The sequence below is a fragment of the Pseudomonas sp. KCJK9000 genome (genome assembly GCF_046230725.1).
Taxonomy (GTDB): Bacteria; Pseudomonadota; Gammaproteobacteria; order Pseudomonadales; family Pseudomonadaceae; genus Aquipseudomonas; species Aquipseudomonas promysalinigenes.
In genome coordinates this window covers 1-8,950 of sequence record NZ_JBJJLN010000099.1, presented here as the reverse complement: position 1 = coordinate 8,950, position 8,950 = coordinate 1, and the positions used below count along the sequence as shown (strand labels likewise).

Below are 8,950 nucleotides of genomic sequence, written 5' to 3'. Positions count from 1 at the left end.
CACCCCGAGCGTGACCGAGGGCGGCGTTGTGACCTACACCGCCACCGTGACCGCGCCTGTGACGGAGAAACCGCTGGTGATCAGCTTGGCCAACGGCCAGACCATCACCATCGGCGTGAACGAGACCAGCGGGTCGGTCAACTACACCGCACCGAACAACGTCTACAACACCAATGCCCCGCTGACCAACAGCATCACCAATGTCACTGGCGGCAACTACGAGAAACTGGTTACCACCGGCACACCAAGCACCACGGTTGTCGATGGCGCCAACACCAAGGACACCACCGGCCTCAGCCTGACCGCCACACCGACCGTTGCCGAAGGCGGCCAGATCACCTATACCGCCAAGTTGACCAACCCAGCTGGCACCGAAATGAAGATCACCCTGAGCAATGGGGAAGTCATCACCATCGGCAAAGGCATGAGCGAAGGCAGCGTGACCATCAACGCGCCAGCCGATGATCCGTACATCGATGCCAGCACACTGAAGGTCAATATCACTGGTTCTACAGGCGGTGATTTCGAGCAGCTGGTTACCGACGGGGCGTTCATCGAAACCAAGGTCACCGACACCATCGACAACACAGGCCTGAGCCTGAGCGCCACGCAAACTGTCGCTGAAGGTGGTCAGATCACCTACACCGCCACCTTGACCAACAAGGCTGGTACCGACATGACCGTCACGCTGAGCAACGGCGCGGTAATCAACATTGCTGCTGGCAAGACCTCCGGCACCGTCACCGTCCCTGCCCCGGCAGACGATGTGTACATCGATGCAGGTAACGTCTCGGCCAAGATTACCGGCACCAGCGGTGGCAACTTCGAGCAACTGACCGTCAGCGACACGGCGGCGGTCACTGCCGTCACCGATACCATTCAGACCACCACACTGAGCATCAACGGCACTGCTGCGGTGGCTGAGGGCGGTACCGCGACCTACACCCTGTCGCTCACCAACCCTGCGCAAACCGACGTCACCGTGAAACTGAGCTACAGCGGCACCGCCACCAACGGTGCCGATTACACTGGCGTGGTCAGCGTGGTGATCAAGGCCAACAGTTCGTCTGCGACCTTCAGCATCCCGACGATCAAGGACAACGTTACCGAGGGCACCGAGCAATTCACCGTCAAGATCGACTCGGCCAGTGGCGGCAACTTCGAGAACTTGGCCATCAGCGGTAGCGCCGGGAGCGCAACCACGGTCATCTTCGAACCCGCCCCAGTACTGGACCTGGATGCCAACGACTCCAGCGGCAAGACTGGCGCGGACTACCAGACCACCTTCACCGAGAACGGCAAGGGTGTGTCCATCGGCGATGTCGACCTGAGCATCACCGACTACGACAGCTCGATGCTGACCGGCGCTACGGTTACCCTGACCAACCGTCAGCCGGGCGATGCGCTGAACCTGGGCAACAGCGTCAATGGCATCACCATCAACGCCAACAGCACTGATGGCAAGGTGGTACTGACCCTGAGCGGCACCGCGTCGCTGGCTGACTACATCCAGGCGTTGAAGAACATCACCTTCATCAACAGCAGTGAGGACCCAAGCACCACGCCACGCACCATCACGGTGACAGTGACCGATGGTGTGAACACCTCCAACGTCGCCACCACCACGGTGAACGTGATTGCCGTAAACGATGCGCCGACCACAACCGGGGGCGCGGTCACTGGTACCGAGGACACCGACCTCGTGCTGGGCTGGAGCGACTTCAACGTTAGTGATGTCGACTCGCCACTGAGCAGCCTGGGTGTGACCATCACCAAGCTACCGGATGCCGGGAACCTCAAACTGCTGGTAGGCTCCACCTGGACCGACGTCAAAGCTGGCCAGACCATCAGCCAGGCCGACATCGCCGCTGGCAAGCTCAAGTTCGTGCCGCTTGCCAATCAGTCGGGTGTGGATGCCTATGGCGGTACCGGCGTGGGCAACAAGCAGGCTGACTATGCACAGATCAAGTACACGCCTACCGACGGCAAGGATGCGGGCAGTGAAGCGACGCTGAAGGTCGATATCAGGCCTGTGGCTGACGCCCCGTCCCTGAGCATCGGCAACAACAACGTCGAGTCTCTGGGCCTGACCAAGCAAACCTGGACCAGCCTCACTGGCCTGGGCACCAATGGCAATGGCATTACGGGTGACGCGCTGAAGAACGTCTTTGCCAACTCTGGCAACGCCAGCAAGAGCGAGTTGGTCAATACGGTCGATACCTCGTCCACCATCACCCCCGGTTCAGGTTCCAAGACCTCCGGGCTGATCTACCTGGAAGCCGGCAAGACCTATACCTTCAGCGGCACCGCTGACGACAGCCTGCAGATCGTCGTTGGCGGTAACAACGTAGCGGGAGCGACCTGGGGCTCGGCCAGCGGCAAGATCACTGGCAGCTTCACGCCGACCACCAGTGGCTACTACACCCTGGAGATCTACAGCGCCAACCAGGCAGGGCCAGGTAGCCTGGATGTCAACATTCAGGTGGGCAGCGGTGCAGTCACTGACCTGAACAGCGCCAACATTCCGATGTACCCCAACGTCGCTGCGCTGGCCAACACCGGTGTAACCGTATCCGACCTGCATGGCAGCAACGGTGCTGGTTACTACGATGGCTACAAGCTCAACGAAGGTGGCGAGAACGGCGCGCCGATCAAGCTCGTGAGCATCAGCACCGCGCTCACCGACACGGATGGCTCCGAGAGCCTCAGCGTCAAGCTTTCCGGTATCCCGGCAGGCTCGGTGCTGGCCGACAGCGCTGGCCATACCATCACCGTGGGCAGCGCTGCAGTGGACGTCACTGGCTGGAACCTTGGTAGCCTGACCATCAAGCCACCGGCCTACTACCAAGGCCAGTTCGATGTGAAGGTATCTTCGACCTCGAGCGAAAGCGTTGGCGGCAGCACGGCGACCACCGAGGGCACGTTCAAAGTCACGGTTTACCCACAGGCCTACACCACCAGTAACCTGTCGGCAGAAAACGACACCCTCACCGGCACCGATGGCAACGACATCATTGTGTCGGACGTCAATGGCCTGCACGTGGTGCCGGGGCAGAACTACAACATCGCGTTCATCGTCGATACCTCGGGCTCGATGGGATCCTCTGGTGTGGATGCGGCCAAGTCGTCGCTGGAATCGGTATTCAAGACACTGGCAGCTAGCGTCAAAGGCGCCCAGTCGGGTGTGGTCAATATTCTGCTGGTAGATTTCGCGACCCAGGTCAAGAGCAATGTGTCGGTCACCCTCAACGATGCGGGCCTCAAGACCTTGCTGTCGGCCCTGAACACCCTTCAGTCGGGCGGCGGCACCAACTATGAAGATGCCTTCAAAACCACTGCCAACTGGTTCCAGGCGCTCAAGAATGCAGGTAGCACTGGCAGCAATCAGACATTCTTCATTACCGATGGCCAACCGACTTACTACCAGACTGGTGAGAAGACCAACCCGACCCTGGGCTACAGCAGCGTCACGCTGGACAACTACCTGAGTTCGGTCAACTACAAGTTGGGTGATTCGCTTACCAACGCTACCGTGGACAGCACCACCCGAGTGTCCATCCAAACCGACGGGTCGATCACGGTCCAGTACAAGAACGTCTATGGCAACTGGAGAACCTACGAAACCGGCACGCTACACGCCCAGGGTGACGGTACCTACGAGATGTCGACCCGCGCGGGTACCGGTAGCACTACTAACGACGCCACCCTGAGCAACTCGCTGGAAAGCTTCAAAATCCTCTCGGCGCTCTCGGGTGTAGAAGCAATCGGCCTGAACAGCGGTGTCAACACCGACGATCTGAAGCCGTACGACACTGATGGCAAGCCTCAGACCAACATCGACCCGAGCAAGCTCGCCGATGCCATCCTGGGCCATACCGAAGCCACTCTGCCAGGCAATGATACGGTGAACGGGGGTGACGGCAATGACATCATCTTCGGCGACCTGGTGACCTTCCCGTCTATTGCAGGTACGGGTGTCGAGGCCATCCAGGCCTATGTCGCCGGCAAGACTGGGGTCGACATCGGTGACGTAGACGCGCGGGCGATGCACAAGTACGTCAGCGAGCACTACACCGAGTTCGACATTTCCGGGGCCAATGACGGCAGTGACACGCTCATGGGTGGGGCAGGCAATGACATCATCTTCGGCCAGGGTGGCAACGATTACCTCGATGGCGGCAAGGGCAATGACATCCTGCTCGGTGGCAGTGGCAACGACACCCTCATCGGCGGCCAGGGTAACGACATCCTGATCGGCGGCAGCGGTGCCGACCTGTTCGTATGGAAGGCGGGTGACGTTGGCAACGACGTGATCAAGGACTTCAAAGCCAGTGAAGGTGACCGTCTGGACCTGCGCGACCTGCTGCAGGGCGAGACAGCCAGCACCATCGACAACTACTTGAAGATCACCACCACGGCAGACGGCACGTCCACCTTGCAAGTCAGCACAGAAGGCAAACTCAATGCTGGCGGCAGCGCCGACGTGACCATCAAGCTCGAAGGTGTTAACTGGTCGAATACCACGGTCAACTCGTTGATCAGTGGTGCAGACCCGACCATCAAGGTCGATCACTGATATCCCCTCTACGGTGGCCAGGGATGGCTACCGTAGAGTGGCTTTTCCAGTTCCCTTTCACAGCGCATACTCATGCACCGGGCCTAACCTGCCCGGTGAACTTTGCCTATGCTGCGGATAACCAATAAGGAACCATCGTGACGAGGGATGACGCTATGTTCTACGTGCAACGCAACGCCGACGGCCAGTTGCAGCGGGTAGAAGCTGCCCCCTATGCCGAGTACACGGAAATCCTCGCGGCCGACCATACCGATATCCTCGAATGGTTTGCCGATGATGTGGTCGAGAACAGCCTGCGTCAGCTGAAACAGAGCGACCTGGACATGATTCGCGTGCTGGAGGATTTGATCGAGGTGCTGACCACCAAGGGTGTGATCAGCATCACCGACCTGCCACCTGGTGCCCAGGCTAAGCTGCTCAACCGCTCAACAGCGCGCATGGCGCTGGGCAGCTTGAACAACCTGATCCAAGAGGATGAGGACAGCGGGCTGATCTGAGCCGCCCCCTGAGGCGTGCCGTCAGGGGGCTACTGCGCCGCCGCTGGGGTCAATGCCAGGGGGCCGGCTCACCGACCAATTGCCCCTGCACGCCGCCCACGCCCATTTCCACAAGAATGCGGCGTTCACCTTCGGTTTCTACGCGCTCGGCGATCAACGGCAGGTCGATACTGTGCGCAGCACGCTGGATAGCTTCGATGAACAGGCGCTTGTGCTGCTCCTGTTCGATATTGCGGATATAACTGCCGTCGATCTTTAGGTAGGCCAGGCCCAAGTGTGCCAGGTTGCCAATCATGCTGAACCTGCCGCCGAAACGCTGCAGCGCCAGGCCAAAGCCCAGGCCATGCAAGCGCCGGGTAATGTTCTCCAGGGTGGCATGCTCAGGTAACTGCTCTTCGCCGATCTCGAAGATCAATCGAGCGCCCAAAGCAGCATGCTGACCCAGCAATTCATAAACGCGCTGCAAGGCAGCAGGGTCGGCCAAAGTGGCGGCCGAAAGGTTCAGCGCCAGGACGTGGTTGTGGGTTTGCAAATGAGCCAGCACCTTCTCCAGCACAAGCACATCAAGCCGCGGCATCCAGCCAAAACGCTCCAGCCATGGTAAGAAGCGGCCGGCTGGCAGTGCCTCGCCTTGGTCATCGTGAAGGCGCGAGATCACCTTATAGTGAAGGATGTGGTCGGTCTGATTGGCATCCACCACAGGTTGGAAGAACAGTTCGAACTGCCCGTTGGCGAACGCTTGGTCCAGTCGTGTATGCCAGCCATGCTGGGTATCACCTGCCACCGCGGCAACGCCTTGCTCAAGGCACACCCACCCAGGAGTGGGCTGGTTCTCGGCCCGGGCCAGGGCTTCGTCCGCCAGTTTCAGCAACGCTTGGGGTGCATCGCCAGGGGTAAAGGGTGCAAGACCGATGCAGGCCACCGGGTCGACGTCACTAGCCCCGGTCACATGCAAACTTTGCAGCGTGGCCTCCAACGCCTGAGCAAGCTGCACGGCCTCTTCGTGGACCATACCAGGTGCCAGAACGGCGAACTCGCCGCCACGGCTGCGAGAGATCAGGTCATTAGTCTCTGGGAAATTGGCACAAGTACGCCGCAGTTGCTCGCCTACCGCCTGCAGCAGTTGGTCGGTACGCTGGCCACCCAGGCGGGCGTTGAGCCCTACCAGGTCCTGCACGCGCAGCAGCAGCAGGTAGCCAGAGCGGGCCTCTTCCATATTGCTGACCCGTGCCGCCAACTGCATTTCGAAATAGCGCCGATTGGAAAGCCCTGTGAGGCTGTCCTGGTAGGACTCGGCGCGCAGCCGCTCACTGCGCTCGGCCTGCTCGGTAAACAGCGCTTTGAGCTTCTCCACCATCTGGTTCATGGCCTGCACCACACGAGCCAGTTCAGGTGTGCGCGGCAGTTCTGGCAGGCTGAGGAATTCACGCCGTGCGATGGCATGGGATTGCTCGACCATATAATCCAGCGGACGCAATTGACGGCGCAGCAAAAGCGCACCAAGCACCGCGCTTGCAACGCCACACAGCAGTAACCAACCAAGGCTGCCCAAGGCGCTCTGCCACAGCTTGGCAATCGCGAACATCGGGTGGCTGATGACTTCCACGCGAGCAGCCTGCTGCCAGCCGCGGCTGACGATTGCATCGCCGCCAGCAGCCTCCAGGCCTATCAAGTGGATGAACCACGCCGGTACACCTCCAGGGTCGGGCTCGGCATGCCGCTCCACCAGCACGGCATTGGATTCAAGGTCCACGACCTTGATGCTGGCGTAGTAGCCACTGTCGAAGATCGAGCTGACCATCAGCTCGACCATTGCCGGGTCATCAATGTTCGGCGTCAGCGACAAGGCCAAGGCTGTCGCTGCGTCCTGAGCGTGGGACCGCAACTGGTTGACGTATTGGCTGCGCGAGCTTTCCAGGCTGACCATGAAACTGCCGCTGAACGCGACTATCAGGAACAGGCAAATGGCCAACAGCAATTGTTTGAACAGTGACATCTGTGCTCCTTCAGTAAACCGGTTCGGCCGGGAACCCTTCGGCCTGCATTTTCTTCAGCAAATCCTGCCAACGGGACAACCGTTTGGTATCACCCACTTTCTTGTTGCCGGTAGCGCCCGTCAGCCACAGGCCTTCGCCATTGAAGGCGTATACCGGCAGCAAGTCGGTTCGCTGGCTGGCAGGCTTGATCGCATCCATGAGGCTGTCCAGTACAAGCGGTTGTGACTGCGGGCTTGAATAATAGGTCAGTACCATATGCGCGCGGTTCTGGCGCAGGGCTTTGACGTAGGTGATGCGCAGTTTTTCACTGGGTATGCCCATACGCCGCAAACTGAAGTATTTGGCGATGGCGTAGTCCTCGCAGTCGCCTGCACCTTTGATCAGCGCTTGAATCGGGGTAGCCCAGTAATCGACTTCATGCCAAAGGTCGATGTCCTCGACATAACGCAGCTGCTGGTTGAAGAACTGGTTAACCACTTGCAGGCGCTGCATCTCGCTCCCCTGGCTTTGTGTGGCCATCAACCGCTGCCAGGCATCGATACGGCCCTTGCCAGCACCCAAAGGCCCGTACAGTGCCTGGGATTTGCGGCTGATCTCGGCAAAGTCCCAATCGGCATTCAGGCCGCTCAGCAGCAGAGTACCCATCAGCAGGGCTAGGCCGAGACGTCGCACTGCGGTTTTGAGTAGCCAAGTGAACGCCACTTGCTAGGCCCTGTTCAGTTCATTCCAAAGCAGCGATGGTGGGGCCTGTTCACTTAAAAGACAATGGCACCATGCAATCATCCCGTCTGCGACTTGGAGCTATATTACTTTATGGTTATTCACCCCCTACTACAGCCTGCGTTGGATCGTTGATGAGTGCAGCTGCGTTTGCTGAGGCTCCCTGCCTATAATGCGGCTTATTGGATCCAACTTTTATAGTCGAGGCGTTCTTTGGCTGAGAAAATCAAACTCAGTAATGTGCTAGCTAGCGAGCAGCTATCACCCCACCTGGCCCGCAGCGTGATTGAAGAGCGCCTACGCAACGCCATCGTTGATGGTCGCTTGCCACCTGGCACCGCCGTTCGCCAGCAGGAAATTGCTGACTTATATGGCGTCAGCCGCATGCCTGTGCGCGAGGCGCTCCGCCAATTGGAAGCACAGTCGTTACTGCGAGTAGAGATGCACAAAGGGGCAGTCGTTGCCCCGTTGATTGGTGAGGACGCGGTCGACACCTATGAGCTGCGCGTACTCCTTGAAAGCCAAGCGCTGCGCCAGTCGATACCGTTGCTTGAGGAAAGCGACATAGCTAGCGCTCGTAGCTACATAGAGCAGCTGGAACACGAAACCAGTCATGCGCAAATCGGCCGTCTCAATCGGCTGCTGCATATGACGCTCTATAGCAAGGCCTCCAATCAAAAACTGCTGCGCTTGATCGAGAACGAGCTGAACGAAGAAGAGCGTTTCTTGCGTTTCCACCTATCGTCCATGGGCTTGGGCAAGCTCACTCAGGACGATCATAATGCCCTTGTGGACGCTGCTGCGTCCAAGCAGGTCGAGGAGGCAGTGGGTGTGTTGCAGCAGCACCTGAATAACGGCGCACGGGTGATTAGAAACTACCTGAACAAACAGCGCGCTGTTTAGAAGCGAGACGGGTTGGGTTGCACCCTTGTCTAAAAAAGAAAAAGCCCCTGTCTGCAATGCAGACAGGGGCTTTTTGTTTGAATCTTGACGATGACCTACTCTCACATGGGGAAACCCCACACTACCATCGGCGATGCATCGTTTCACTGCTGAGTTCGGGATGGGATCAGGTGGTTCCAATGCTCTATGGTCGTCAAGAAATTCTGTGTGCTGATCCGTCCTGGGGACGTACCTGCGAATCTCTGTAGTTCCTACTT

5 protein-coding genes and 1 rRNA gene are annotated in these 8,950 nt (G+C 58.9%); 3 read left to right on the top strand and 3 right to left on the bottom strand.

The features are described from left to right. Nucleotides 1–4,576: immunoglobulin-like domain-containing protein (locus tag ACK59H_RS22415; protein WP_409264937.1), on the top strand; the 4,576-nt coding region annotated here is incomplete at its 5' end. Nucleotides 4,577–4,731: 155 nt separating this feature from the next. Further along, nucleotides 4,732–5,073 (top strand): hypothetical protein, encoded by a 342-nt coding sequence (locus ACK59H_RS22410; RefSeq protein WP_060480548.1) that lies wholly within the window; start codon nucleotides 4,732–4,734, stop codon nucleotides 5,071–5,073. 49 nt (nucleotides 5,074–5,122) lie between these two features. Here ACK59H_RS22410 and lapD read toward each other — a convergent pair whose 3' ends face one another. Together lapD and lapG are read right to left on the bottom strand one after the other, a co-directional pair. Beyond that, nucleotides 5,123–7,069, bottom strand: coding sequence for a cyclic di-GMP receptor LapD (lapD, locus tag ACK59H_RS22405; RefSeq protein ID WP_060480547.1), 1,947 nt, complete (start codon nucleotides 7,067–7,069; stop codon nucleotides 5,123–5,125). Nucleotides 7,070–7,079: 10 nt separating this feature from the next. Further along, nucleotides 7,080–7,772, bottom strand: a complete 693-nt coding sequence (gene lapG / locus ACK59H_RS22400; RefSeq protein WP_060480546.1) for a cysteine protease LapG — start codon at nucleotides 7,770–7,772, stop codon at nucleotides 7,080–7,082. Nucleotides 7,773–8,003: 231 nt separating this feature from the next. Here lapG and ACK59H_RS22395 point away from each other — a divergent pair, with 231 nt between their 5' ends. Next, complete coding sequence (locus ACK59H_RS22395) at nucleotides 8,004–8,693, top strand: GntR family transcriptional regulator (RefSeq protein WP_060480545.1); 690 nt, start codon at nucleotides 8,004–8,006, stop codon at nucleotides 8,691–8,693. A gap of 82 nt (nucleotides 8,694–8,775) precedes the next feature. On the opposite strand, the gene rrf is transcribed toward ACK59H_RS22395, so the two are convergent. Further along, nucleotides 8,776–8,891 (bottom strand): 5S ribosomal RNA (rrf, locus tag ACK59H_RS22390). Nucleotides 8,892–8,950: the final 59 nt, after the last annotated feature.